This window comes from Paenibacillus sp. JGP012 (assembly GCF_014203995.1).
Classification (GTDB): Bacteria; Bacillota; Bacilli; order Paenibacillales; family Paenibacillaceae; genus Paenibacillus; species Paenibacillus silvae.
Window position 1 is genome coordinate 18264 of the sequence record NZ_JACHKG010000015.1, and the last position, 25972, is coordinate 44235.

Sequence of the window (25972 nt, forward strand, 5' to 3'; positions counted from 1 at the left end):
CATGTTTTTTAAAAAACTTAGCAAGTTTCAGCTTTAAATCATTAAAACATATTTACATACTGGGGATTAGTCGTTATATTAATATTCAACGATTGTGATTGAAGTCACACAGAGAGCGAAACAGGGGGAATCCGACATGAGAAAAACAAGTTCAAAATGGTTATGGCTGAGCGTATTACTGGTATTTACATTGGCATTATCCGCATGCGGAATCAAAAAGGAACCGGCATCATCTTCGGCAACGGGCGATGCAGGGGAAACGCCTAAAACGGAAGCTGTAACAGGGCCTTTAAGCGGTAAACGGGTGGCGCTGATTATGGAGTTCAATACAGGAACCTTTTCACAGCAGTATGTGCAAGGGGTCAAAGAGGAAATTGCCAAATTCGGTGGTGAACTTACCACTTTTGTCGCAGACAACGATAAAGCCAAAATGGTGTCTTTGCTTGACAGTGCAATTAACCAGAAATTCGATGTGATTCTGACGGATCACGGGGATTCGCTTCTGGAACCGGGTGTGAAAAAAGCGGTAGAGCAAAAGATCCCGGTTGTTGTATTCGATGCAGACATCAGTGTGCCGGGAGCTACAGTGTTGTCTCAGGACGACCAGAAAATGGCCGAGCTGACGCTGGAGCAGATGAAAAAAGATATTAACGGCAAAGGCAACATCGTTAAAGTGTGGGTAGCTGGTTTTGCGCCAATGGAACGTCGTCAGCTTGCTTACGGTGCTTTCCTGAAAGCCAACCCGGAAATCAAGGAAATTGCAGCATTTGGTTCTGCTCAGAACCCCGCTCTGGATACTCAGGCGAAAATGGAAGCGATTCTCAAGCAATATCCAAAGGGTGAAATTACAGCTGTATGGGCAGCATGGGATGAATTCGCCAAAGGTGCAGCACGCGCCATTCAACAAGCTGGCCGTGATGAAATCAAGGTATACGGTATTGATATGAGTGACGAGGATTTGCAAATGATTCAGGACCCGAAAAATCCTTGGGTTGCTTCTGCCGCTGTAGATCCGACGGATATTGGACGTGTACAGGTACGGTATGCATACCAGAAGCTGAATGGAGACCAGACTGAAGATTCCGTAGTGCTTAACCCTGTTTATGTGCAGCGTGAGGCTTTGCCTGACAAACAAATCTCGACGTCAGAGCTGTCCGAATATGTCGAAGGCTGGGGCGGCAGTACACAGGGCATCAAGGACTGGATGAGCGAATACGGCATTACTGCGAAGTAAATTGCGTTATGGGCGCGCCGGAAGGTGCGCTTTTTCAATACACAGGTATTACGGCAGATGGGAGGCAACATCATGACAAAGGACCCGATATCGCTGGACATGGAGCACATTTCTAAACAGTTTTCAGGCGTGCCTGCATTGAAGGACGTACATTTCTCTGTCAGGGGTGGAGAGATTCATGCGCTGTTAGGAGCTAACGGAGCTGGCAAAAGCACGTTGATGAAAATATTGTCGGGAGCGTATCAACTGGATGAGGGGTCAATTCGTCTGAATGGCTATAAGCTCCAGCTTGGCTCACCGCGAGAGGCAAAGGCCAGCGGCATTCACTGCGTGTATCAGGAGGTGGATGCTGCGCTTGTGCCGCAGCTGACTGCTGCCGAGAACATTATGCTGGATCAGCTCGCTTCCGCTGACGGTGGCTGGTGGAAGAGTCCGAGAGCGCTGCAGCAGCGTGCCAAGGAAGCATTACAGCAGCTGGGTGCTGACAGCATAAACATTCATCGCAAGGTCGCGGATCTTACACTGGCTGAAAAGCAGATGATTCTGCTTGCCCGTATCCTGATTCAGGACGCCAAGGTCATTATTTTTGATGAGCCCACAGCACCCTTGAGTCAGGAAGAGACCGATGCTTTTTTTCGCATCGTACATCTGTTGAAGGATCGAGGGGTAGCCTGTATCTTCATCACACATCGCCTTGCGGAAGTTATGAGTCATTGTGACCGGGTTACAGTTATGAGGGATGGCAGTCATGTATTTACAGGCAAGACGAGCGGACTGACGATCAATGATCTGGTTACACAGATGCTGGGCAAGCCGTTTGAGGAGGAGTTTCCGAAGACGGAAGCTGCGGTGGGTGAATTACTGCTGGAAGCGCGCGGACTGCGCCGGGGTGTCAAGGTCAAGGGGGTTAATCTTCAGGTGCATCGGGGTGAAGTGCTTGCGGTCGTAGGGCTTGTAGGTGCGGGGAAGACGGAATGCTCCCGCCTGTTGATTGGAGCAGACCCGCTGGAAGCAGGAGAGATTCTGCTGAAGAACCGTTCTGTGCGCTTGTCCCAGCCTGCGGATGCTGCTGCTCTGGGCATCGTTTCTGTGCCGGAGGAACGACGCAAGCAGGGCATATTGATTCACGAAAATGTAGAGCGGAATTTGAGTTTGCCGTTGCTTTCACGCCTCAGCACATTTGGATTTGTCAATCGCAAGCGTGAGCGCCAGCATGCAGATTCACTCGTAAGTCAGCTGGGCATTAAGGCCTCTTCTGTGAAACAGGAAGTGAAGTACTTGAGCGGTGGCAATCAGCAGAAGGTTGCGATCGGCAAATGGCTGGAAACCGGAGCGGATGTTTTTATTTTCGACGAACCTACAAAAGGTGTAGATATCGGTGCGAAAAGCGATATTTTCCGCATTATCAACGAACTGGCTCTCGCAGGTAAGGCCGTCATCTATTTCACCTGCGAACTGGATGAAGGTCTGGGAATCGGGGACCGTATTGCGGTGATGTGTGAAGGCATTGTTGTAAAGGAGTTCGAACGTGGCGAGACAAGCCAAGAACAGCTGCTATATTATGCAAGCGGTGGACATGAGGTGGAAGCATGAAGGATAAATCAATGGATTTTGCGTTTCGATATGGCGCGATTGTTGTCATAATAGGGGTTATTGCATTTTTTGGGATCAAGCTGCCATATTTCTTTACCTACAGTAACCTGACGGACATTTTGGGTTCGATCTCGATCGTTACGTTTGTGGCGATTGGTGTGACGTTGTCTCTTATCGTGGATGGCTTTGATCTCTCCGTTGGAGCGACCGTGTCTCTGACAACGGTAGTTACAGCATCGCTAATGATCTGGTACCAGCAGCCGCTGGCTGTTGTCATTATTGTGCCATTAGTTATTGGAGCTGTCATTGGTCTGCTGAATGCGCTGCTTATTGTTAAACTGCGTATTCCCGACCTGCTGGCAACACTGGCAACGATGTACATCATCGGGGGGATTCACAAAACCTATGCTCAAGGGTATACCATCTACAACCATATGCAGTTCCCGGATGGTAGCAAGGCTGCCGGCGAGATGGACCCGACGTTTCTGCTGATTGGACAAGGGAAATGGCTGGGCATGCCGATCTCGGTTATTTTGCTGCTGATTACGGTAGCTGCGGTTCATATCTTTTTGACGTATACCAAATATGGTCGGCAGATGTATATCACAGGCGGTAACGAGGAGGCGGCAAGACTCTCTGGAATCAAGGTGAAAAAGGTGCGTACCCTTGCCTATGTAGCAGCAGGTATCTTTGCGGCAATCGGGGGTATTATCTACGCGTCCAAGGTTGGATCTGGTCAGATTGATGCGGGTTCACCGTTGTTAATGGAATCCGTGGCAGCCGTGTTTGTAGGCTTCTCCGTTTTTGGTGCAGGTAAACCCAATGTCATTGGTACGTTTATTGGTTCGGTTCTGATTGGCGTGCTGGTCAACGGTTTGACGATGATGAATGTGCAGTATTTTACACATGATATCGTCAAAGGCGGAGTGTTGGTACTGGCTCTGGCGGTTACATTTTATGTTTTAAACCGCAGTCGCACTTGAAATTGTGTGCTGTCTGTATTAGTATAAAATTTGTTCGACCCCAGAAACACCCGTTGTTTCTGGCGGTATTTGCCGGAAATGACTGTCTACCGCAGAAGGAGATTCATGTTCATCGCTCAGGATGTCCTTACGTTTTTTGCGTATGAACGTATATTTTCCTATAAAACGGAAACACAGTATAACATTCAGGACATTGATTCAGGAGGTGAAAAACAAATGAACAAATCAGACTTGATTACACACGTATCCGAAGCAACTGAATTGTCCAAAAAGGATGTAACGAAAGCGGTTGATGCCGTATTCGAAGCGATCTCTGAGGCACTTCAAAACGGAGACAAAGTACAATTGGTTGGTTTTGGGAACTTCGAAGTTCGCGAGCGCTCCGCACGTAAAGGACGCAACCCGCAAACAGGTGAAGAAATCGAAATTCCTGCGAGCAAAATTCCTGCGTTCAAACCAGGTAAAGCGCTCAAAGACGGAATTAAATAAGATTTCTACATATTCCATATGTCAACAAAAAGACCGTGACTTGTTCACGGCCTTTTCTTTTGTCTATAGAGTCATACAGCCTATAAACGGGGGATGTTTGCATCCTTTTGCTCAGCGTCTACGATTTCGTTCGAATGCTCCGGCGGACTACTGTAGGCGATTAATACCAGTTCCTTGCCGCTAACAATGGACAGATGCTGTTCCATCTCCTGAATCTGTTGTACATGCTCGTCCGTAAGCAGAGCTGGGGTGTATTTCATGTTGATTCTCCTTTCCTGGCTGTTCTGTTCTAGTATGGCCGGGAAATGACCGTTTCTTGCGCTCCATTTCCTCTGGCGGGCTGGTTGACAAATGGAATGATCTTGATCATCATTAACGCTAAGGATATTAGAAAAGGAGACGTGCGCGATGGATCAATCTACGGGCAATGACTATATCGTAATCAAAGCAGAAGAAAATGGTGTTCAAGTGATTGGACTAACTCGCGGACAGGATACACGTTTTCATCATACCGAGAAGCTGGACAAGGGTGAAGTGATGATTGCCCAGTTCACAACACACACCTCTGCTATTAAAATTCGTGGCAAAGCGACGTTGATTACAAAGCATGGGGAGATCGAATCCGAATAGTCAAAAGATTATGGACCCAATAAAAATTGCAGGCATAGCCTGCTTTTTTTCATTGTACAATGAGGTATGAGCCTTTATCGGACAGACTACACTAACAGGTAAAGGCGAGGAGGCGCGTATGAAACCGGGAATGATTGTGACTGCATCGATGCTGACGACGATTGCGGCGGTCATTTTGCTCGTGGCCCTTCAGAGCTTGCATACACGTACATGGGGCGGGGAAAAGGCAGAGCCTGTTACAGCTTCTCACCAGCCGGTCCAGCTGACAAATGACAATCTCGTGGATGTGCTTCGTTCTCTACATATGTCAACGCCGATTGCCAGAGTGGAATGGAAACAGTCCATATTAACGATTGATCTCAAAGTAAAGGGCACGGATACAACGTATACCGAAATCTATGAAAGTATGGCTGCTGTAGCCGATCTGAGCTTCCGGGGTCTGGAAAACGTGGAACAGGTGCTGCTTCGTGTCATGGCCGAGGATGAATGGATGCATAAGCGCCATCTTCTGCTTGCTGCAGATATTCGGCGGGGGGAATGGCCGATGTATGCTATCGACATGCTTCGCACCTGGAAAAGCGCAGTGTTCTCGGAGGAATTAAAAGACTGGTTTCATCTGATGCAGACCGAACTGTGGAGGAAACAGTTTGAAATGACAAGTCAGGGGTAATCAAATAGCAGGTTTCAGTGCGTGTCCGAAAAACATATGCTATAATATATAAGATTGTAGTGCATAAATGGTTTGACAAAGCATAGCCTCGGAGGATGAAAATGAATTCATATCGCGTACCCCAACTAGCAAAGAAATATACGGATTACGACATGATTCGACAACATACGGAAATCCCGTCATTTCCGGATAGCCGGGCGCGTCTGTTACAGGTATTTGTGGGCCGTACAGACGAGAAGGTGCATCATGAGTTATATTCGCTTGCAACATCGCTCGTTCAGTTGGCTATGGATACGCATGATCGAATCGATACGATATCCGGCGATCGGAGAGAACAGGAGATGCGTTCACGTCAGTTGAATGTGCTCGCTGGAGATTATCTGAGCAGCCGTTTCTATCAATTGTTAGCTCATGCCGGCAAAATTGAGATGATCGGTAAGTTAAGCGGTGCTGTTGCTGAAGTGAACGCGCGCAAGATGACGCTGTATGAACGGATGAAAAAACTGCTCGTTTCGGCTGATGAATATTTGCGTGAAACGGTACAGCTGAGGATGCAGCTGTTTCTTTCATTTTCAGACATGATCCGCGAAGAAGAGAAGTCTTTATGGAACAGCCTGTTAACTGAATTTAGCACCTGTGAAACGATTGCGGATGAGTTGAACCGGATGCGTGATGAGCAGCGGCATACTGAGAGTTATGCATTCTGGCATGTGTATGAGAACGGTAACGATTCAGAACGTGACGAGTTACGCCAGACACAAATTAACGCACGTGCATGGGATGTTATGGTGCTGAAATACAGTGTCAGTGAGGTTTTGCTGGACAAGCTTCGCGAGTCTGTACAACGCATTCAGCTTTTGCTTCAGGATGAGCAGGGGGTGCGCCAAGGTCTACGTGAGTTCGATGCAATTCTTGATCCTTACCTGACCTATGTAAAGACTTCACATGTGGCAGTTAGGGAAGATTGAGGGGGAGACAGACGAATGGGGAGCGGAGAGACGAAACCGAAAGAAGAATTTGTCCATTCGGTTTTTCAGAGTATCGCCGGCAAGTATGATGTTATGAATGATATCCTGAGTTTCCGCAGGCATAAAGCCTGGCGTAAATTCACGATGAAAAAGATGAATATGTCTAAAGGGGACACCGGGCTCGACTTGTGCTGCGGCACATGTGACTGGACCCTTGCGATGGCAGAAGCAAGTGAAACAGGGCACATGCACGGGCTGGATTTCAGCAGTAACATGCTCGAAGTAGGCCAGAAGAAAATCGATGCTGTCAAACGATCAAAGCAAATTACGCTGGTTCAGGGAAATGCCATGGCACTGCCGTTTGGCGATAATACGTTTGATTATGTAACAATTGGCTTCGGCTTGCGTAACGTGCCTGATCTTAGACAAGTTTTGTCTGAAATGAAGCGTGTTGTAAAACCTGGCGGTATGGTGGTTTGTCTGGAGTTGTCCAAACCGACCTGGCAGCCGTTTAAAGGCATTTATTATTTTTATTTCGAACATGTGCTGCCTAACATGGCCAAATTATTTGCGAAGCGTTATGAGCAGTATAAATGGCTGCCGGACTCTCTGGCACTTTTCCCGGGAAGAAAGGAACTGGCAGACATTTTTGTTGAAACCGGATTGCAGCAGGTGCAGGCCTATCCTCTGACCGGAGGCATCGCGGCACTGCATATTGGAACCAAGGAGAATCAGAATGTTTAGGAAAATTCGCATCTTTTTAGAAATGATCAAGATTGAACATACGCTTTTTGCTTTACCTTTTGCATTTATGGGCGCCATTCTGGGGTCGATGGTTGTAAACAATACGTTCCCGAGCTGGATGCAGATTATGTGGGTGCTGCTCGCGATGGTGGGTGCACGGAGTGCGGCATTCGGGTTGAACCGGATTATTGATCAGGCGATCGACGCCAAAAATCCGCGCACGGCAATGAGAGCTATTCCGGCAGGTTTGCTGAAGAACGGTGAAGTGATTGTTTTCATCATCATTTCGTTTATATTGCTGTTCTGGGCATCTTCCAATCTTAACGTATTATCTATGCAGCTGCTGCCCATCGCAGTATTTATGCTGGTGCTCTATTCATACACCAAACGTTTTACCTGGCTTTGTCATGTGGTGTTGGGCATGACTATTGGCCTGGCTCCACTTGGCGGCTGGGTTGCAGTTACCGGAACGATGGATTGGACAGCGATTGTGCTGTACGTTACGATTGTATTCTGGACCGCAGGATTTGATATCATCTATGCATGTCAGGATCTGGAGTTCGACCAAGGCGAAGGGCTGCATTCGATTCCATCCCGTTTTGGACTGGTTAAATCGCTGCAGATTGCCAAGTTCTTTCATGTCATCACAGCCATCGGTTTCCTCGCGTTGCTGTTAATGACTGATCTGAGCTGGTGGTATGGTGCAGGTATGTTGATTACGTACGGTATATTGTTATATGAGCACTATATTGTATCTCCTAACGATATGAGCCGTGTACAAACGGCGTTCTTTACGATGAATAGTGTGCTTAGCCTAGTCGTATTTACATTTACACTCATCGATTTGGCGGTGAAGTAAAGATGCAGCAGCCGGAGAATAAACGACTTGTTGTCGGAATTACCGGAGCAAGCGGCAGTATATATGGTATTCGATTGATTGAAACGCTGCTTGATCTGGAGTATACCGTTCATTTGGTTATCTCGAATGCAGGCTGGCGTGTGTTAAAAGAAGAAATGGATTGGGACGTCACGAATCGGGAGCGTGTGCTACAGGAGCAATTCGGTCATCGTGCCGGAGCCCTTGTCTATCATCCCGTGAGTGACATCGGTGCTTCCATTGCAAGCGGCTCCTATCTGGCTGAAGGCATGATTATCATGCCTTGCTCCATGGGCACTCTTTCATCGATCGCGAACGGGTCTTCGGATAATCTGATGTCGCGTGCTGCTGACGTTATGATGAAAGAGGGCAGAACGTTAATTCTTGTACCGCGTGAGACGCCTTTGCATGCCATTCATCTGGAAAATATGCTGAAGCTCTCACGCCTCGGTGTGCGAATGATACCGGCTATGCCAGCTTTTTATTATAAACCTCAGACCATGGATGATCTGATCATGTTTCTGGTGGGGAAAGTGCTGGACAGCTTGCGTATTCCGCATCAATTGTTTGCAAGGTGGGGAGAACCGGACGAACGGGGATGATACGCGAAGCAGCAGGTCTGTTTAGCTTAGCAGATTTGATTATCTTGGTAGTAGAATCCCCCGACTCCCGGGGTGTTGGTGAGTGCTGATGACCGTATGTAGCAACCACAGCCTTGACCCATGCTCCGGCAACTTCTGTACTTACGTGATTCAGAACTAGTCGTGGTGTTTAAGAAGACAAGCAGGAACGGCAAGCCTTGGTGAATGTTTAACCTGCAAGGCCCGGCTTGCTGGAGGGGAAGGTAAGCATGGAATTTTGGAATGACAATACGCGGATACGGGTGAACGAATGAAACTATTGGACATTTTCGGATTGTTAAAAAAGGACATGGATTACATTGAAAAGGAATTGTACCGCAGCGTTCAAGGTGAACAAAAGCTGTTAAGTGAAACTTCACTTCATCTGCTCAAGGCAGGAGGGAAACGGCTGCGGCCTGTTTTTGTGCTGTTAGGCGGCAAGTTTGGTACATATGATATTGAGCGCTTGAAGCTCATCGCCGTTCCGCTGGAACTGATACATTCGGCATCCCTCGTTCATGATGATGTCATTGATAATGCAGAGACACGCCGTGGCAAACCTACAGTCAAGTCAAAATGGGATAATCGCATTGCGATGTACACTGGAGATTACATCTATGGCAAAGCCCTGGAGATGACAGCGGGGCTGTCTGATCCAGCCATTCATCGCATTCTTGCCAAAGCGATGGTACAGATGTCGATTGGTGAGATGGAGCAGATTCGCGACTTCTTCAACACAGGACAGAGTGTACGTAACTACCTGCTGCGAATTCGTCGTAAAACCGCACTGCTCATTGCGGTTAGCTGCCAGCTCGGTGCTCTTGCTACACGTGCGCCTGCACACATTTCGTCCTTGCTGTACACGTACGGATATAATGTCGGTATGGCTTTTCAGATTCAGGATGATGTGCTAGACCTGATCGGCACGGAGAAGCAGCTTGGCAAGCCTCCAGGCAGTGATATGAAACAAGGCAATATCACACTTCCCGTATTGTATGCACTGGAGGAAGAGCATCTGCGTGAGCCGCTGCTCAAGGAAATCACCCGTGTGCACCATGAGGACGGAAGGGCCAGTGCATCGGATGCAATTGGAATGATTCGCCAAAGTCAAGGAATTGCTAAAGCGGAAGCCCTGGCTGACCGATATATGAAGAAAGCGCTCGATGCTCTCGATCAGCTGCCTAACATCAAGACCACCAAAAACCTGCGTGATATTGCTCATTTTGTCGTTAAGCGTACACATTGATTGTGCAGCGTTTATCGTTTGAAGTTTGCAACTAGCGGTCACCGTTATGTGCTATGTTGCTCTTTAATCATTTCTCACTTGTAACATAGGTTTGTGAAATTCCTCATTGGGAGGAAATAGAGTTGTATGTTACAATCAAAGGGATTGCGTTTACATAGTGATTAACTTTGAACCGTGAGTGAGGAGTGAACAGGCAATGGATCGTACATTTTTGATGGTGAAGCCGGATGGTGTGCAGCGTGGTTTGATCGGCCGTATTATCAGCCGTCTGGAAGACAAAGGATTTAAGCTGGTGGCAGGGAAACTGGTACAGATGACACAAGAACAGGCCAAGCGTCATTATGCCGAGCATGAGGGCAAGCCTTTCTTTGATGATTTGGTTCGGTTTATTACGTCTGGTCCCGTATTTGCCATGGTATGGGAAGGTGACGATATTGTAGCGCTTGCACGTATTGTCATTGGAAAGACGAATGTAAAGGAAGCGGCTCCAGGGACAATTCGTGGAGATTTCGCCAGCCATACACCGCATAATCTCATTCACGGGGCAGACTCGCCGGAAAGTGCAACTCGTGAAGCAGCCAACTTTTTCAGCCCTGACGAGCTGGTAAGTTACGAGAAGAGCATCGCAGCCTGGTTGTAATTATTAGCCAAAGGGTGATATACGATGCTGGAGCAAGAACAACTAGACCCGGATTATGCCGGATTCATTCGTAAAGTGAAAGAGAGCACAGGCATTGATCTTGCTCAATACAAGGAAGGCCAGATGAAAAGACGGCTGACTACACTTCGCAACAAAAACGGGTTTAATACGTTTGCCGTCTTTTTTGATGCGATGCAGAAGGACAAGGCGTTATTTTATGAGTTTCTTGACCGCATGACCATTAACGTATCCGAGTTCTGGCGAAACCCGAACCGCTGGGAAGTGCTGCGTGATGAGATTTTGCCTGAATTGGTAGGTTCCAAACGCAAGGTCAAGGTATGGAGTGCTGCCTGCTCTACAGGCGAAGAGCCCTACACCATTGCGATGATTCTGGATACGATGGGTATTCTGAGAGAAAGCTCCATTACGGCAAGTGACCTGGATGAAGGAGCGCTTGCGAAGGCCAAGGAAGGCCGTTATATGGAGCGTTCGTTGAAGGATGTACCTCCTGAAACAGCAAGCCGTTATTTTAAACAGGATGGCATGATGTATCGAATTGATGAAAAACTGAAAAGTGCAATCAACTTTAAGAAACAGAATTTGCTGGTGGACCGCTTTGATGATGGCTATGATCTGATTGTCTGCCGGAATGTCATGATTTATTTTACCGAGGAAGCCAAAAATCTGTTGTATCACAAATTCGCAGCCAGCTTGCGCCCGGGTGGTATGCTGTTCGTAGGCAGTACAGAGCAGATTTTCTCCCCAGGTCAATATGGACTGGAGACGGCAGAGACGTTTTTCTATCGGAAAAAGTAAAGCATCATAAAGACCAACCGCCTGAGGTACATGCAGATGTACTCAGGCGGTTGTTTGCATAAGAAAAGGCGGCTTTCTTGTCAAAGTGGGTCAGCTATACTATAATAAGCAAAGAAATTATGGGATTTTAGCAATGTGAAGTTTAACAGTTTAAAGGGGGAACGTATTATGAGTTTACGTTATTTGACCGCAGGGGAAACGCACGGACCCCAATTGACCGCAATTATTGAGGGGTTGCCAAGTAACCTGAATATTGATTTTGAAGAATTGAACTTCCAGCTTCACCGCCGCCAAAAGGGATATGGTCGTGGACGCCGGATGCAGATTGAGAAGGATCAGGCCAATTTTGTTGGCGGAATTCGTCACGGATATACGACAGGTGCGCCCGTAGCGCTCGTTGTTGAAAATAATGACTGGAAGCATTGGCAGAAAATTATGAACATTGAGCCGATCGAAGGCAGCGATGAGGAGAAACGCCGAGTGCATCGCCCGCGTCCTGGACATGCCGATTTGAATGGCGGCTTGAAGTACAATCATAAAGATTTGCGTAACGTTCTGGAACGCTCCAGTGCACGCGAAACAACAGTACGTGTGGCATGCGGTGCAATTGCACGACAGTTTCTGGCTGAGTTTGGCATTAAAGTGGCAGGACGTGTTATTCGCATCGGGGAGATTGAAGCACCATATCAAGAGCTCCCAATTGATGAACTGATCGCTGTAACAGAGGCTTCGTCGGTTCGCGTGACAGATGCCGAGACCGAGAAAAAAATGGAAGCTTACATTGATCAGATCAAGCAGGAGGGTGACTCCATCGGCGGGATCGTGGAATGTATCGTTGAAGGTGTGCCTATCGGTTTGGGAAGTCACGTACAATATGATCGCAAGCTGGATGCACGTATTGCTCAGGGTGTGATGTCGATTAACGCATTTAAAGGTGTGGAAATCGGGATTGGCTTTGAAGCGGGTACGATCCGCGGTTCACAGGTGCATGATGAGATTTTGTATTCCGAAGAACGTGGCTACCACCGGGCAACGAACCGTTTGGGCGGATTCGAAGGCGGTATGACCAACGGTATGCCGGTTGTGGTGCGCGGCGTAATGAAGCCAATTCCAACCTTGTACAAACCGCTGCAAAGCGTAGACATTGATACAAAAGAAGCTTTTTCAGCCCAGGTTGAACGTTCCGATGCATGTGCGGTTCCGGCAGCCAGCGTTGTGATGGAGCATGTTGTTGCATGGGAAATTGCCAAGGCATTCCTGGAGAAATTCGGCGGGGATTCCATGGAGGAGATCCGGGCGAACGTTGCTAGCTACCAGGCACAATTGGAGAGCTATTAATATGCGTCAGTTGACAGTGCAGCTCGGGGAACGCTCGTATCCGATCCTGATTGGCAGCGGTCTGCTGGCTCAAGTTCCCCAATTTTTCGAGCAATATGGCTTGACCAAAAAAAGTCCGCTGATGATCATCACAGATGAAAATGTGGCTCCGAAATACTTGGCAGCATTGGAACAGACACTGCGTAGTGCCGGATATGCCGTCGTTTCTGCGGTCGTTCCTGCTGGAGAAACTTCCAAATCACTTGCTGTATATCAGGACATGATGACAGCGGCAATTGAAGGCAAACTCGACCGCAGCTCGGCGATCCTCGCTCTCGGGGGCGGAGTTGTCGGTGACCTGGCTGGTTTTGTGGCTGCTACATATATGCGTGGCGTCAAGTTTATACAGATTCCAACAACGATTCTTGCTCATGACAGCAGCGTTGGAGGTAAAGTGGCGGTGAATCATCCGCTTGCCAAAAATATGATCGGCGCTTTTCATCAGCCGGAGCTTGTGCTTTATGATGTAGATACCTTGCAATCCTTGCCGCCAAGAGATGTTTCAGCAGGTTTATCTGAAATGCTCAAACATGGGCTGATTCGTGACGAAGCGTTTGCTCATTGGTGTGAAGAGCATGCTGAGGGGCTGCTTGCGCTTGATCCGGATACACTCGGCTACGGTCTCGAACGCGGATGCAGCATCAAAGCAGAGATTGTTTCTAATGATGAACGTGAAAACGGAGAACGTGCACTCCTGAACCTGGGGCATACGATCGGACATGCGATCGAAGCGATTGCCGGATACGGTGAATTTTTGCACGGTGAAGCGATCTCGATCGGCATGGCTGGTTCAGCTCTGTTAGGAGAGAGGCTTGGAGCGCCAGCAGGCCTGTATGATGAGACGGTGCGCATGCTGCGTGCACTCCGCCTTCCGGTAACGCTGCCTGCACATCTGAGTACGGATGCTTTGATGGAAGCGATGATGCATGACAAGAAATTCCGTGAAGGTCATATGGTCTTTATTGTTCCTGATCGGATTGGAGCAGCCCGAATCGTGAAGGATGTGCCGGTGACGGCAGTGCGTGAAGTTATCGAGCTTCTCAGGAAGGGAGAATAAAGCAATGGTTACACGGGGAATCCGCGGGGCGACGACAGTCACGCAAAATAATGAAGAAGAGATTTTGAAAGAAACAGCGGTGTTGCTGCAGGAGATTGTGGATCGGAACAAGATTGTACCGGAAGACATCTGCAGTGTATGGATTACGATGACCGGAGATCTGGATGCGGCTTTTCCCGCAAAGGTAATCCGTCAACTAGACGGCTGGGAGCTTGTACCCCTGATGTGTGCACTGGAGGTGCCTGTAGAGGGGGCATTGGCGAAGTGCATCCGTTTCATGGTACATGTGAATACAACCAAAGCGCAAAACGAGATCCATCATGTGTATTTGAACGGTGCGCAGGCACTGCGTCCTGATCTGGCTGCACGATAAGCTTTTTGAACGGTAATGGTTGTCAAAGTGACAAATATCATGTATAGTGAGAAACAGTTGAGTAGAGATTGAGATTGAGCTGAGAGCAGCTGAGTATAGTTGAGTATATAGCAGAGTCCAGTGTTTGGTAGCCGATGCATCTGAAATCGGTTAACGCATTCACGGTACGTCGTGCTAAGGGGAAGTACAGGAAGAGAGAGTAGACATGTTCAAGAGGACATTGTTTATTCACATATCATGAAGTAACATTTCACGTGATTTCTACATCATCATTGCAGCTTGTTGTTTCGCATTCGTCAAGATGATGGTGAACGAGATGTTATCAGGATGATGTTCTCTCTATAACAATATCTGAAACCATGTGATACATGGATCAGTAGCCTGACATTTATCCTTAAGCGGAAGTATAGGGACTTGTTATTTATGAAGCAGCATGCCTGAATACAGCTTATTAAACCAAACCTCTACCTGATGGTAGAGGTTTTTTGTCGTATAACAGACTTCTACCTTTGAAATCAATAGAAAAGTTACAATAAAAAGCTATAAAAAAATTACAATAGTCTGAAGGGACGTGATCTGATGATAACGCCAAACGTTGATCAGGTACTGAAAATGGCAAGTGAGTATAATCTGATTCCGGTTGTCAAACGAATTTTGGCTGATATGGAGACACCAATTCGTATATTCCGTCGTTATGCGGATAATGACCGTGCATTCCTGCTCGAAAGTGTAGAGGGGGGCATCCAATGGGCCAGATACTCCTTCATCGGTACAGATCCGTTCCTGATGATTTCAGGCAAAAAAGGCCGCATCGTGGTGGAGGAAGCAGGAAAAACTCGCGAGTTGCCCGGCAAGCCGATCGAAGAGCTCAAAGCACTGCTTCGCAAGTATCGGAGTCCGAAGCAGGATGACCTTCCCCCTTTTACCGGCGGTGCTATTGGATTTTTTGGATATGATCTGCTGCAATATTATGAGAAGCTCCCCGCTCACGCGCTGGATGATCTCAATATGGATGACATTCGTTTTATGTTCTGCGACCAGATCGTGGTGTTTGACCATGTGAAGCAGCATATGCTGCTTGTGGGCAATGTTCACGTTAAGGACGGGGCAACGGATGAAGATATCCGTCAAGCATACGCAGCTACTTCCGAGAAGCTTGAACTGGCGGCAGAGCGGCTGCAGCAGCAAGGACCCGGTGAAAATCTGAATCCGCGTTCGATTCCGGGCGATGTTGAGCTTGGAGACATTCGTTCGAATCTGACCAAAGAACAATTTATAGACAATGTGGAGCAGGCTAAAGAGTATATCCGCGCAGGCGATATTTTTCAGGTGGTGCTGTCCCAGCGCTTCCATATTGATACGGAAATTTCACCTTTACATGTGTATCGTGTACTGCGGACGCTGAATCCGTCGCCTTATATGTATTATTTGAAAATGGATGATGAGATTATCGTAGGAACGTCGCCAGAGGCGCTCGTCAAGGTGGATGGCAACCGCGTAGAGACACGTCCGATCGCAGGTACACGGCCTAGGGGAGCAACAGAGGCAGAAGATCGCGCACTTGCGGCAGACTTGCTGCAGGATGAGAAGGAACGTGCGGAACATCTCATGCTGGTTGATCTGGGAAGAAATGATCTGGGCCGGGTGTCTACTTTTGGCAGTGTGAAATGTGACATGTTTATGGAGATCGAGCGTTATTCTCACGTCATGCATATGGTATCGAACGTTACAGGTGAGCTTAGAGAAGACAAGGACTTCTTCGATGCCTTCCTCTCCTGCTTGCCAGCTGGAACGGTATCCGGAGCGCCGAAGCTGCGTGCGATGGAGATTATTGCGGAACTGGAAAAAGAGGCACGTGGAGCCTACGCCGGAGCGATCGGTTACCTTGGTTTCTCGGGAAACATGGATGCATGTATTACGATTCGCACGATTATTTTCAAAAAAGGAAAAGCGTATGTGCAGGCCGGTGCAGGAATCGTATGGGATTCTGTGCCTGAGAAGGAATATGAAGAGACCGTGAACAAAGCCAAAGCTTTGTTAAAGGCAATTCGCACAGCGGAAGCGATGTTTCCGGTAAAAGCCGCTGATCGCAAGTTAAGTCTGGCTAATGCTGATTATTTTGTCACACCAACATCTGCAACAAACTAAGAGAGGAGAGACTGGACATGAACGTGAACCCGATCTTGAAAGACCAAAGGGTGGTGCAGGAAGCATCCATATCCCATGAAGAAGGAATGAAGCAAGGCCTCGCCAAAATTCTGGAAGGACGTCATCTCGAGCAGGACGAGGCGCGTGAGTTGATGTATTCGATCATGAAAGGTGAAGCGACTCCGGCTCAAATCGGGGGTTTGCTGATGGCGCTGCGCATGAAAGGGGAAACGGTGGAAGAGATCACCGGTTTTGCCCAGGCGATGCGTGGCCAGGGTGGAAGAATTTTGACGGATGGCAGAGGCCTGCTGGATACGTGCGGTACAGGTGGATCAGGCATTCACAAATTCAATATCTCGACTGCATCGGCTATTATCGCTTCAGCGGTATCGGTTCGGGTAGCCAAACATGGCAATCGTTCTGCCTCCGGCAAAGCCGGCAGTGCGGACGTATTGGAGGCGCTCGGTGTTAATATTCATCTGAATGGGGAGCAGGCCAGACAATGTCTGGATGAGATCGGAATCTGCTTCTGTTTTGCCCAGGTATACCACCCGTCAATGCGGCATGCAGCCGCGCCGAGAAAAGAGCTGGGCGTGCGGACTATTTTTAACATGCTCGGCCCGTTAACGAACCCGGCGGGTGCAGATCGCCAATTGCTCGGGCTCTATGATCGATCCCGTACTCCAATGATTGCGGAAGTGCTGAACCGCCTCGGACTAAAACGGGCGCTGGTCGTAGCGAGTCATGACGGGCTGGACGAAATCAGCATCTCTGCACCCACTCAGGTTTCCGAGCTGCGGAACGGGGAAGTTCGCACGTATGACATTGATCCGCGCGATATGGGACTGTCTTTGCATCCGCTGGATGCAGTGCTTGGAGGAGATGCGGCACAGAACGCCGAAATTATACATCGGATCTTCCAGGGCGAACGCAGTGCTTACCGGGATGTTGTGCTGCTGAATGCAGGGGCGTGTATTTACGTATCCGGCCTTGCGGACAGCATTGCAGACGGCGTTAAAATCGCTGCTGACGCAGTGGATTCGGGTAAAGCGGCAAGTAAGCTGGCACAGTTAATTCATACAACGGAGGCGTACAATCATGTATCTTGATCGCATTGTAGCAACAAAACATAAGGAAGTTGAGGTGCTTGCACAGACTTTTCATATGGATGAAGCGCTTCAGAAAATTGAGCAATTACCCGCAACACGCGGATTTGAACAGGCGCTGTCCAGCAGACGGAATCGGAAGCTGGGGCTGATCGCTGAAGTGAAGAAAGCTTCACCCTCCAAAGGATTAATCCGTCCGGATTTTCATCCGGTGGATATTGCTTCTGCGTATGAACGGGCAGGGGCGGATTGTATATCCGTGCTGACGGACGTTTCTTATTTTCAAGGCAGCAACGAATATTTACAGGCCATTCATCAGGCGGTGAACATTCCGCTCCTGCGCAAGGACTTTATGATTGACGAGAAGCAGATTGCTGAAGCCAGACTGCTCGGAGCAGACGCTATTCTGTTGATTGCGAGCATTCTCACACCGCAGCAGATTCGTCAATATTTGACGTTTGCCAAAAGCATTGGACTGGATGCTTTGATTGAAGTACATGACCGGGCCGAGCTGGAAACGGTACTGGAGATTCCAGATGCAACGCTTGTAGGCATTAATAACCGGAATCTGAAAACGTTCGAGACCAGTCTGAATACAACGCTGGATCTGATGGAGCTGATCCCATCCCATGTAACGCTGATCAGCGAAAGCGGAATTGATGGAGCTGCATCTACAAAACCGCTGATTGAAGCAGGCGTTCACGGTATTCTCGTTGGAGAGCATCTTATGCGCAAAGCGGATGTGGAAGCCGCCGTATACGACTTGATGGGGCCAAAATGATGAATAATTCGGTATCTGATCAAGCAGGCCGCCGTAAAGGGGAGCAGGAACCCTTGCTTCCAGCGGCCGTAAAAATATGTGGACTTCAGGACGTTGAAGTGCTAAAATCAATGATAAACTTGCCTGTGGACTTCATTGGGGTTGTGTTTGCCAATTCCAGACGTCAGATTACGGCTGAGCAGGCCGCAGAGCTGAGAACGGTTTTGTTTGAGTGGTCGACTGAAGAGCGGCCGAAGCTGGCGGGTGTGTTTGTGAATCCGACACTTCAAGAATTGGAGTATGTGATGCAAGCCGCTTCCCTGGATGTAATCCAGCTGCACGGACAGGAAAGTGCTGAATTTTGTAAACAGGTGAAAGAGCGCTGGGATGCGCACGTATTCAAGGCAGTTTCTTTTCCCAAAGACGAAACAGGACAAGACGCGGATCATACGGCGCTGCATAGTCTGAATACTTATGCAGGCTGCATAGATGCAATATTGCTTGATACGTTTGATCCGCTGTATGGCGGTGGCTCTGGTAAAACATTCGCCTGGGAGCGCATACCTGCGTATGCGAAATGGGCTGATCAGCACGGGATTGCGTTGTTGGTTGCCGGAGGGCTTCAGGCAGATAATGTACAACAATTAATACGAACGTACAGACCTTACGGCGTAGATGTCTCAAGCGGCGTGGAGACGGAAGGTCTTAAAGATATAACCAAAATTAAAGCATTTGTTGAAAGGGTGAAGCAGGCATGACACATCAATTGCCGGATCAGCATGGGCGTTTCGGTCCGTTCGGAGGCCGTTTTGTACCCGAGACACTAATGAACGCTCTGATCGAACTGGAGGAAGCGTACAGCCGTTTTTCTGAAGATGAGGAGTTTAACAAGGAACTGAACTATTTACTGAGTGAATACTCCGGACGGGAGACCCCGCTCTATTATGCAGAGCAGCTGTCCCGCCATCTGGGCGGACCCAAAATCTATTTGAAACGGGAAGACTTGAACCATACCGGTGCACATAAAATCAACAATGCGATCGGACAAGGACTGCTTGCCAAACGTATGGGCAAAAAGAAGGTTATTGCCGAGACTGGCGCAGGACAGCATGGCGTTGCAACAGCAACGGTAGCCGCACTGCTGGGTCTGGAGTGCAAAGTATTTATGGGCGAGGAAGATACAGAGCGGCAGCAGCTGAACGTATTTCGAATGAAATTGCTGGGGGCGGAAGTCATTCCGGTGACCTCTGGCACACGTACACTGAAAGATGCAGGTAACGAGGCATTGCGCTACTGGGTTAGTCATGTGGAGGATACTTTTTATGTACTCGGCTCTGTTGTTGGTCCACATCCGTACCCGATGATGGTGCGTAATTTCCAACGTGTTATCGGTGATGAGACACGCCGTCAGATTCAGGAGATCGAAGGGCGACTGCCTGATGTCATCGTTGCAGCTGTTGGTGGGGGCAGTAACGCCATCGGTATGTTCTATCCTTTTATCGGGGATGAGGCTGTGAAGCTGGTTGGTGTTGAGGCAGCGGGGAAAGGGGTAGATACCGAATACCATGCGGCAACGATGAGTAAAGGCACACACGGTGTATTCCAGGGTTCCATGAGTTATCTGCTGCAGGATGAGTATGGTCAGGTACAGCCTGCACACTCGATCTCCGCAGGGCTGGATTATCCGGGGGTTGGACCGGAGCACTCGTATCTCAAGGATATCAAGCGTGCACAATATGTCCCGATTACGGATCAGGAAGCTTTGGATGCATTGCAGCTGTTAAGCCGTACGGAGGGCATTATTCCTGCACTGGAGTCGGCTCACGCGGTGGCTCAGGTTGTGAAGCTTGCACCCGAAATGTCTGCAGAGGATGTTATCGTAATCTGTCTTTCTGGACGCGGAGATAAAGATGTAGAATCCATTATGAAATATACGGGAGGTAACTTGTAATGAATCTGATGGATCAGACCTTCCAGCAATTAAAAGAACAAAATCGTACAGCACTCATCCCGTTTCTGACCGTTGGTGATCCTGATGTGGAAACAACGATAGATATCATTAAACAGCTCGAGCAGGCTGGAGCAGATATTCTGGAACTCGGTGTTCCGTATTCTGATCCGCTGGCGGATGGCCCTGTTATTCAGCGTGCTTCTGAACGTGCATTGAAGAGTCAAATTACGATTCGTACCGTGATGGAGACTGCGGCGAAAGCTCGTGCGGCAGGTGTGAAATTGCCTTTTGTTCTGTTTACGTATTATAACCCTGTGCTGCAGACCGGGCTGGATGTATTTTTTGACGAGTTGGTCAAACATGACATCAGCGGTATGATTATTCCCGATCTGCCGATTGAAGAGGCAGAGGACATGCGCCGCCGGGCCGATCAGGCCGGGGTACATCTGGTTCCGCTCGTGGCGCCTACATCCAATGCACGGATTGAACGAATTGTTACCGGTGCGCGCGGATTCATCTATTGTGTCTCTTCCCTGGGTGTAACGGGAGAACGCGCATCCTTTTTTGATGGTGTAGAAAGTTTTATTGAAACGGTAAAAGGGTTAACCGATCTTCCGGTTGCCGTTGGATTCGGCATCTCAAGTCATGAACAGGTGGCACATTTCTCCCGCATTTGTGACGGTGTTGTAGTGGGCAGTGCCATTGTGCGCCAGGTGGAGGAAGCGATACCGCTGCTTGAGAATCCGGATACACGCGAGGCGGGACTGTTGCAAATTCGCAACTTTGTGGCACAATTGAAAGGATAAAGGTGTTCTGTTAGAACGCTAAATTCGAACAGCAGGAGGCGGTCAAGTTGAAACCGAAATCCCAGATTGTCAATCTGCCTGTGTACAAGCCGGGCAAACCGATTGAAGAAGTGAAACGTGAGCTGGGGCTGGAGCAAGTCATCAAGCTGGCCTCCAATGAGAATCCTTTTGGCAGCTCCCCGGCTGTGCTGGAAGCTATTACGAAGGAAATGGCGAGTGTGAGTATATATCCGGATGGCAGCGCAGCTAACCTGACAGAGGTGCTGGCAAAGCATCTGGGTGTGGAGCGGAGCAACCTTATTTTTGGCTGTGGATCGGATGAGATCATTGCTCTGATCACACGTGCGTTTTTCCTGCCTGGGGATGAAACCATTATGGCGGATCAGACCTTCTCCGTATATAAAAGCAATGCGGACATCGAAGGCGCTGTAACGATTGAGGTGCCTTTGAAAAATGGAACACATGATCTGCCGGCAATGCTGGCTCAAATCACCGACAAAACCAAAGCCATCTGGGTATGCAATCCGAATAACCCTACCGGAACCATTGTTTCCGAACAGGAGCTTGTTACGTTTTTGGATCAAGTGCCGTCCAATGTGATGGTTGTGCTGGACGAGGCTTATTATGAATTTGTTACCGATGAAGCCTATCCGCAGAGCATTCCGCTGATTGATCGTTATCCTAATCTGGTTGTATTGCGCACCTTCTCCAAAATCTATGGCTTGGCATCGCTGCGTATTGGTTATGGCATTGCACGTCCCGAGGTTATTGACCTTATCAATCGTGTGCGTGAACCGTTCAACACTTCTCGCTTCGGGCAGGTTGCGGCAATCGCTGCACTTCAGGACCAGGCATTTGTACAAGAGTGCGCTAAGCATAATGCAACCGATCGGGAGTGGCTGCAAAATGAATTTGCACGGCTTGGTCTGCCGTATTTCCCGGCACATGGCAACTTCATTCTCGTAGACCTGAACATGCCATCTGACACAGCGTTCCAGTCCTTGCTGAAGCAGGGTATTATCGTCCGTGCTGGCTTCCATGTCTACCCAACATATATTCGTGTGTCCGTAGGAACAGCGGAGCAGAATCGTATGTTTATAGCGGCGCTGGAGAATACACTGGCGGAGAATGCAGTAACACGCCCTTAATACTGGCGATGAAATGAGTGAGGAACCATGACATTAAAAATTGCAATGATTGGTGTAGGGCTCATCGGCGGTTCACTTGCGCTTTGCTTTAAAGGCAAGCCGGGTTTAACCGTGATGGGCTACGCACATCTGGAAGAATTAAAAGAAAAGTACATAGCAAGCGGAGTCGTTGACGATGCGACGCTTTCTCTGGAAGAAGCCGTGCAGGATGCCGACTTCATTTTTTTGTGTGTGCCTGTGGGGCTGCTGGAATTTTATTTTGAAAAATTGTCCAGATTGCCGCTCAAAAAAGGCTGTATTATTACAGATGTTGGCAGCACCAAAGCTTCCATTGCTGCTTGTGCGGAGCATGTTCGTTTAACGGATGCCTATTTCATCGGCGGACATCCGATGGCAGGTTCCGAACGTGCAGGCGTAGACGCGGCCTCGGCTGTTTTATTTGAGAATGCTTATTATGTACTGACACCGTCTGCACATGTGCCTGAGGAGGCGTACAGCCGGTTATCCGAGCTGTTAGCTTATACACGTGCGCAGATTGTCCGGGTGGAGCCGCTGCTGCATGATGATATTGTGGGTGCCATCAGTCATCTGCCTCATGTCATCGCGGTTGCCTTGGTAAATCAGGTGCGTGAATACAATGAATCCAATCCACTGTATAAAATGCTGGCAGCGGGTGGTTTCCGCGATATTACACGAATTGCCTCCAGTGACGCAATTGTATGGCGGGATATTTTACTTAGCAACCGTGAGGTGCTGCTGGGACTGCTGAAGGACTGGAACAGTCAGATGCTGTCGTTTACCAATATGCTTGAACAAAAAAACGGCGAAGGCATTGAAGAGGCGTTCCGCCAGGCACGTGAGTTCCGCAGTGTGCTGCCTGAGCGTCGCAAGGGCATGATCTCCCCGCTGTTTGATCTGTATACAGATGTACAGGACGCGCCGGGGATGATTGGTAAAATTGCAACAGAGCTCGGGGCAAATGACATCAACCTGAGCAACCTTGAAATTATTGAGAATCGGGTGGATGTGCCCGGAATCATGCGTTTGTCTTTCCGTCAGGAAGAGGACATGGAGCGGGCGAAAACACTGCTGGATTCTTTGGGATATCAGGTGTGGGTGTAAGAAGCAGGAGAGGGCGAGAGCCCTCTTTTTTGTATTTGAAGGAGAAAACCATAATTATAGACAAAAAAAAGACCGCTTACATAAGCGGCCATTGCTCACTTGGAGCAATACAGTTATTGGATAGGAGTGGAGAGAAACCATACTGTACTTTTATTATATGTATACGTTTTCATTTTGTCAACACTTTGAACAAATTTATTTGTATAAACTTAGCATCAGCGGAAATAGAGAACAAACATACCTATTAATTTCACCTAGGGCCAGCTTTTAAAGAGAAAGTGTAGGGCACATAAACAGAGTTGTTGGTATAGCAGCAAAAAAATAAATCAAAAAAATATCTCATTTTTGTAACCTTTTCAAAGGTTGCGACGTCTATATTTTGTGAGGCTTTTTATAACGATAATACGAGGCTTTCCATAGAGCGATAAAAGGAAGCATGACAGTGAAATTGACGGCATATGTATGTCAAGTCGGGCTTTGGTGGATAGCAATGGATTTGCCAGGATGATGCAGACCGTTGTACAATGTTACTGTTATGTAGAAACGTTGGGGAAATTGCCATTACATAGGGGAATTTGGCGGAAGGGCCGAGAATGGCGCTGGACGCTTTTTTTATGCGGTGCAAACCGCAACTTTTTTACGCCTGTTCGGTAATACATGGATAGAGTCGAACGGGGAGAAGCACATGGATGGGCGAGGAGGGGTCGCACTCAAATGACGGATTCCCAGTTGATTCGAGAGATCAAGGAAGGTAACGTGGAGTTATATTCCGAGCTGATGAGTCGTTATCAGCGTAAAATACTGGCTTTCGTATATCATATGTTGAAAAGTTCCAATATGGAGTTGCTTGCAGAAGATCTCTGTTCTGAGACATTCTATAAGGCGTTCCGCAGTTTACACTCGTTCCGTGAGGTGGATGCTTCATTCTCCACCTGGTTATATACCATCGCCAGAAATACGGTACTGAGTGAGCTTCGCAAACAGCGCAGTGGCAATGTTCCGCTTGAAGAGAGCGGTGTCGTGCCTGTGGCTCCTCAGGAGAATGCTCCAGAGCATGCTGTACTACGCAGCGAGCGGGTGATGCTGGTTCGAGATGCGATTAACAATCTTCCGGAAAAGCAGCGCTCTGCAATCATTCTTCGTGAGTATGATCAGCTTGATTACCAGGAGATTGCAGGAATTCTGGGACAGAGCGTAAGTTCTGTGAAATCGCTCCTATTCAGAGCAAGATCAAGTGTCAAAACGCAGTTGGAACCTTATTTCTTCGAACCGATGTACGAGCCATATGAAGGGATGAAGAACCGATGAATTGCAATGAAGCCCAGGAATTGTTTGCACTGGTCTGGGATTTGCCGGAATCTCATCCACAGCGAATTGCATTTCATGCACATCTCGCTGGTTGTGAAGAGTGTTCGGCGCAGTTTGAAGTCTGGGAGGAAGCCCAGATGCTGCTGCACAGCATCCCTGTTCCAGTGACCGAACAACAGGCAGAGAGAGTCAACCGTAATGTTATGGACCGGATATACGCGGAGTCTCCATGGCTATTGCCGGAAGAGGCAAAGGTTAATCGTTTCTCTGCAGCGATCCGTAAGCATATGTCGCTCTGGATCGCGGCGTTCCTGGCTATTTTTCTATGCAGTTTTCTGTACATGGCTATGTTCAAGCCAGACGTGTCAGAGGCTGAGAAATCAAATGTTGTAACAACCGGCATACTTGAGACAGCAGTTGCTGGAAGTACTTCTTCTTCTTCAGGAATGTACCAGTACAACATTCCACAAGCAGATAAGGGCAGCATCATCGAGCCCTTTGTCGTAAGTATGGCTCCTACTTATCCAGAGTATTGGATGGGACTGTCATTGCTTGCTATCGGCATGGCTTTGTATTCACTTGGCCGCATGCATCGATCAACGAATAAACGTAAACAGGGTGTGCGTGCATAGGTATTTCAGCCTAACGTTTGCCGTGTGAAGAAATGAGGGATATACGTGCGGATCGGACTTGTTCGTCATGGTCTCACAGATTGGAATGCTGCCGGGCGGATACAAGGTCAGACGGATATTCCTTTAAATGAGGAAGGTCGCAAGCAGGCCGAGCGTCTGGGTAGACGTCTGCAGTCCGAAGACTACCACTGGGATTATATTGTTACAAGCGGTTTATCACGGGCTCAGGAGACAGGCGAGATCCTGTCGAGGCTGCTTCAGGTACCAATGCTTGAACCGGATGCACGCTTGAAGGAAAGAGGCTTCGGTCAGATCGAAGGGCTTACATCGGAGGAAAGAGTTACACGCTTCGGGGAGTCGTGGGACACGCTCGATTTAGGGCAGGAGCATATCGCGGATATTCAGGCACGTGCCATGGCTTTTTTGCAGGATTTATGGTCTTCACATGGGCAAGAAAATGTGCTTATTGTGACGCATGGCGCACTTCTTGCCAATCTGTTAACTGCGTTATTCCAAGATAAGTACACGGAACGAATCGGTAATCTGTCGTTGACCATTCTGGAGCAGCAGGCTGATGAATGGATTCCAATCTTATATAATTGCACAAAACATTTGTCTATGGACACTGCCGAACAATCTGAGTGATAAAACTCAGGTTGTTTTTTTTATACTAA

28 protein-coding genes are annotated in these 25972 nt (G+C 48.3%); 27 read left to right on the plus strand and 1 reads right to left on the minus strand.

Annotated features, from left to right (window positions below; translation table 11 throughout):
* Positions 1–136 precede the first annotated feature (136 nt).
* From HNR77_RS17935 to HNR77_RS17950, 4 genes are all read left to right on the plus strand, one after another.
* Positions 137–1234, plus strand: coding sequence for a sugar ABC transporter substrate-binding protein (locus HNR77_RS17935; protein WP_184187230.1), 1098 nt, complete (start codon positions 137–139; stop codon positions 1232–1234).
* A 72-nt stretch (positions 1235–1306) separates the two neighbouring features.
* Positions 1307–2827, plus strand: a complete 1521-nt coding sequence (locus HNR77_RS17940; RefSeq protein WP_184187233.1) for a sugar ABC transporter ATP-binding protein — start codon at positions 1307–1309, stop codon at positions 2825–2827.
* Positions 2824–3810: an ABC transporter permease gene (locus HNR77_RS17945; protein ID WP_184187236.1), complete on the plus strand. Its 987-nt coding sequence runs from the start codon at positions 2824–2826 to the stop codon at positions 3808–3810. Before HNR77_RS17940 ends, HNR77_RS17945 begins: the two co-directional genes overlap by 4 nt.
* 216 nt (positions 3811–4026) lie before the next feature.
* The gene (locus tag HNR77_RS17950) at positions 4027–4299 is read left to right on the plus strand and encodes an HU family DNA-binding protein (RefSeq protein WP_090917341.1); all 273 of its coding nucleotides are present in this window, start codon (positions 4027–4029) and stop codon (positions 4297–4299) included.
* A gap of 80 nt (positions 4300–4379) precedes the next feature.
* Here the strand turns inward: HNR77_RS17950 and HNR77_RS17955 are convergent, their stop codons facing one another.
* The gene (locus HNR77_RS17955) at positions 4380–4559 is read right to left on the minus strand and encodes a hypothetical protein (protein WP_184187239.1); all 180 of its coding nucleotides are present in this window, start codon (positions 4557–4559) and stop codon (positions 4380–4382) included.
* Positions 4560–4707: 148 nt separating this feature from the next.
* On the opposite strand from HNR77_RS17955, the gene mtrB reads away from it, so the two are divergent.
* The 23 genes from mtrB (at position 4708) to HNR77_RS18070 (ending at position 25943) form a co-directional block, all read left to right on the plus strand.
* Positions 4708–4929 carry a trp RNA-binding attenuation protein MtrB gene (mtrB, locus tag HNR77_RS17960; RefSeq protein WP_111271418.1) on the plus strand — a complete coding sequence of 74 codons (222 nt, stop codon included), beginning with the start codon at positions 4708–4710 and terminating at the stop codon, positions 4927–4929.
* Positions 4930–5047: 118 nt separating this feature from the next.
* Positions 5048–5599 carry a hypothetical protein gene (locus tag HNR77_RS17965; RefSeq protein WP_184187242.1) on the plus strand — a complete coding sequence of 184 codons (552 nt, stop codon included), beginning with the start codon at positions 5048–5050 and terminating at the stop codon, positions 5597–5599.
* A 101-nt stretch (positions 5600–5700) separates the two neighbouring features.
* A complete protein-coding gene (locus HNR77_RS17970; protein ID WP_184187244.1) occupies positions 5701–6567 on the plus strand; it encodes a heptaprenyl diphosphate synthase component 1 in 867 nt (288 codons plus the stop codon).
* Positions 6568–6582: 15 nt separating this feature from the next.
* On the plus strand, positions 6583–7311 hold the full coding sequence (locus tag HNR77_RS17975; protein WP_184187247.1) for a demethylmenaquinone methyltransferase: 729 nt from the start codon (positions 6583–6585) through the stop codon (positions 7309–7311).
* Entirely contained in the window at positions 7304–8170 is an 867-nt protein-coding gene (locus HNR77_RS17980; RefSeq protein WP_184187249.1) for a UbiA-like polyprenyltransferase, read from the plus strand. Before HNR77_RS17975 ends, HNR77_RS17980 begins: the two co-directional genes overlap by 8 nt.
* Before the next feature lie 2 nt (positions 8171–8172).
* Positions 8173–8790 carry a UbiX family flavin prenyltransferase gene (locus tag HNR77_RS17985; RefSeq protein WP_184187252.1) on the plus strand — a complete coding sequence of 206 codons (618 nt, stop codon included), beginning with the start codon at positions 8173–8175 and terminating at the stop codon, positions 8788–8790.
* A 289-nt stretch (positions 8791–9079) separates the two neighbouring features.
* On the plus strand, positions 9080–10054 hold the full coding sequence (locus HNR77_RS17990) for a polyprenyl synthetase family protein (protein ID WP_184187255.1): 975 nt from the start codon (positions 9080–9082) through the stop codon (positions 10052–10054).
* A gap of 196 nt (positions 10055–10250) precedes the next feature.
* On the plus strand, positions 10251–10694 hold the full coding sequence (gene ndk / locus HNR77_RS17995; protein ID WP_111271411.1) for a nucleoside-diphosphate kinase: 444 nt from the start codon (positions 10251–10253) through the stop codon (positions 10692–10694).
* 24 nt (positions 10695–10718) lie between these two features.
* Positions 10719–11510, plus strand: coding sequence for a CheR family methyltransferase (locus HNR77_RS18000; protein ID WP_111271410.1), 792 nt, complete (start codon positions 10719–10721; stop codon positions 11508–11510).
* Positions 11511–11678: 168 nt separating this feature from the next.
* Positions 11679–12848 carry a chorismate synthase gene (gene aroC, locus HNR77_RS18005; protein ID WP_111271409.1) on the plus strand — a complete coding sequence of 390 codons (1170 nt, stop codon included), beginning with the start codon at positions 11679–11681 and terminating at the stop codon, positions 12846–12848.
* Position 12849: 1 nt separating this feature from the next.
* A complete protein-coding gene (aroB, locus tag HNR77_RS18010) occupies positions 12850–13944 on the plus strand; it encodes a 3-dehydroquinate synthase (RefSeq protein ID WP_184187258.1) in 1095 nt (364 codons plus the stop codon).
* 4 nt (positions 13945–13948) lie between these two features.
* Positions 13949–14317, plus strand: a complete 369-nt coding sequence (gene aroH, locus HNR77_RS18015; RefSeq protein WP_110894307.1) for a chorismate mutase — start codon at positions 13949–13951, stop codon at positions 14315–14317.
* A 579-nt stretch (positions 14318–14896) separates the two neighbouring features.
* Positions 14897–16465, plus strand: coding sequence for an anthranilate synthase component I (gene trpE, locus HNR77_RS18020; protein WP_184187261.1), 1569 nt, complete (start codon positions 14897–14899; stop codon positions 16463–16465).
* 68 nt (positions 16466–16533) lie between these two features.
* Positions 16534–17574 carry an anthranilate phosphoribosyltransferase gene (gene trpD / locus HNR77_RS18025; protein ID WP_145403626.1) on the plus strand — a complete coding sequence of 347 codons (1041 nt, stop codon included), beginning with the start codon at positions 16534–16536 and terminating at the stop codon, positions 17572–17574.
* Entirely contained in the window at positions 17564–18352 is a 789-nt protein-coding gene (trpC, locus tag HNR77_RS18030; RefSeq protein ID WP_184187263.1) for an indole-3-glycerol phosphate synthase TrpC, read from the plus strand. The genes trpD and trpC overlap by 11 nt, the downstream gene beginning before the upstream one ends.
* Positions 18353–18405: 53 nt before the next feature.
* Positions 18406–19089: a phosphoribosylanthranilate isomerase gene (locus tag HNR77_RS18035; RefSeq protein WP_397367099.1), complete on the plus strand. Its 684-nt coding sequence runs from the start codon at positions 18406–18408 to the stop codon at positions 19087–19089.
* Positions 19086–20282, plus strand: coding sequence for a tryptophan synthase subunit beta (gene trpB / locus HNR77_RS18040; RefSeq protein ID WP_184187269.1), 1197 nt, complete (start codon positions 19086–19088; stop codon positions 20280–20282). The genes HNR77_RS18035 and trpB overlap by 4 nt, the downstream gene beginning before the upstream one ends.
* Positions 20282–21088, plus strand: coding sequence for a tryptophan synthase subunit alpha (gene trpA / locus HNR77_RS18045; protein WP_184187272.1), 807 nt, complete (start codon positions 20282–20284; stop codon positions 21086–21088). Before trpB ends, trpA begins: the two co-directional genes overlap by 1 nt.
* Positions 21089–21135: 47 nt before the next feature.
* The gene (gene hisC, locus HNR77_RS18050) at positions 21136–22236 is read left to right on the plus strand and encodes a histidinol-phosphate transaminase (protein WP_184187275.1); all 1101 of its coding nucleotides are present in this window, start codon (positions 21136–21138) and stop codon (positions 22234–22236) included.
* A 27-nt stretch (positions 22237–22263) separates the two neighbouring features.
* A complete protein-coding gene (locus HNR77_RS18055) occupies positions 22264–23358 on the plus strand; it encodes a prephenate dehydrogenase (RefSeq protein WP_184187278.1) in 1095 nt (364 codons plus the stop codon).
* 714 nt (positions 23359–24072) lie between these two features.
* Positions 24073–24666 carry an RNA polymerase sigma factor gene (locus HNR77_RS18060; RefSeq protein ID WP_111271400.1) on the plus strand — a complete coding sequence of 198 codons (594 nt, stop codon included), beginning with the start codon at positions 24073–24075 and terminating at the stop codon, positions 24664–24666.
* Positions 24663–25298 (plus strand): anti-sigma factor family protein, encoded by a 636-nt coding sequence (locus tag HNR77_RS18065; protein ID WP_184187281.1) that lies wholly within the window; start codon positions 24663–24665, stop codon positions 25296–25298. The genes HNR77_RS18060 and HNR77_RS18065 overlap by 4 nt, the downstream gene beginning before the upstream one ends.
* A 45-nt stretch (positions 25299–25343) precedes the next feature.
* A complete protein-coding gene (locus tag HNR77_RS18070; protein WP_184187284.1) occupies positions 25344–25943 on the plus strand; it encodes a histidine phosphatase family protein in 600 nt (199 codons plus the stop codon).
* Positions 25944–25972 lie beyond the last annotated feature (29 nt).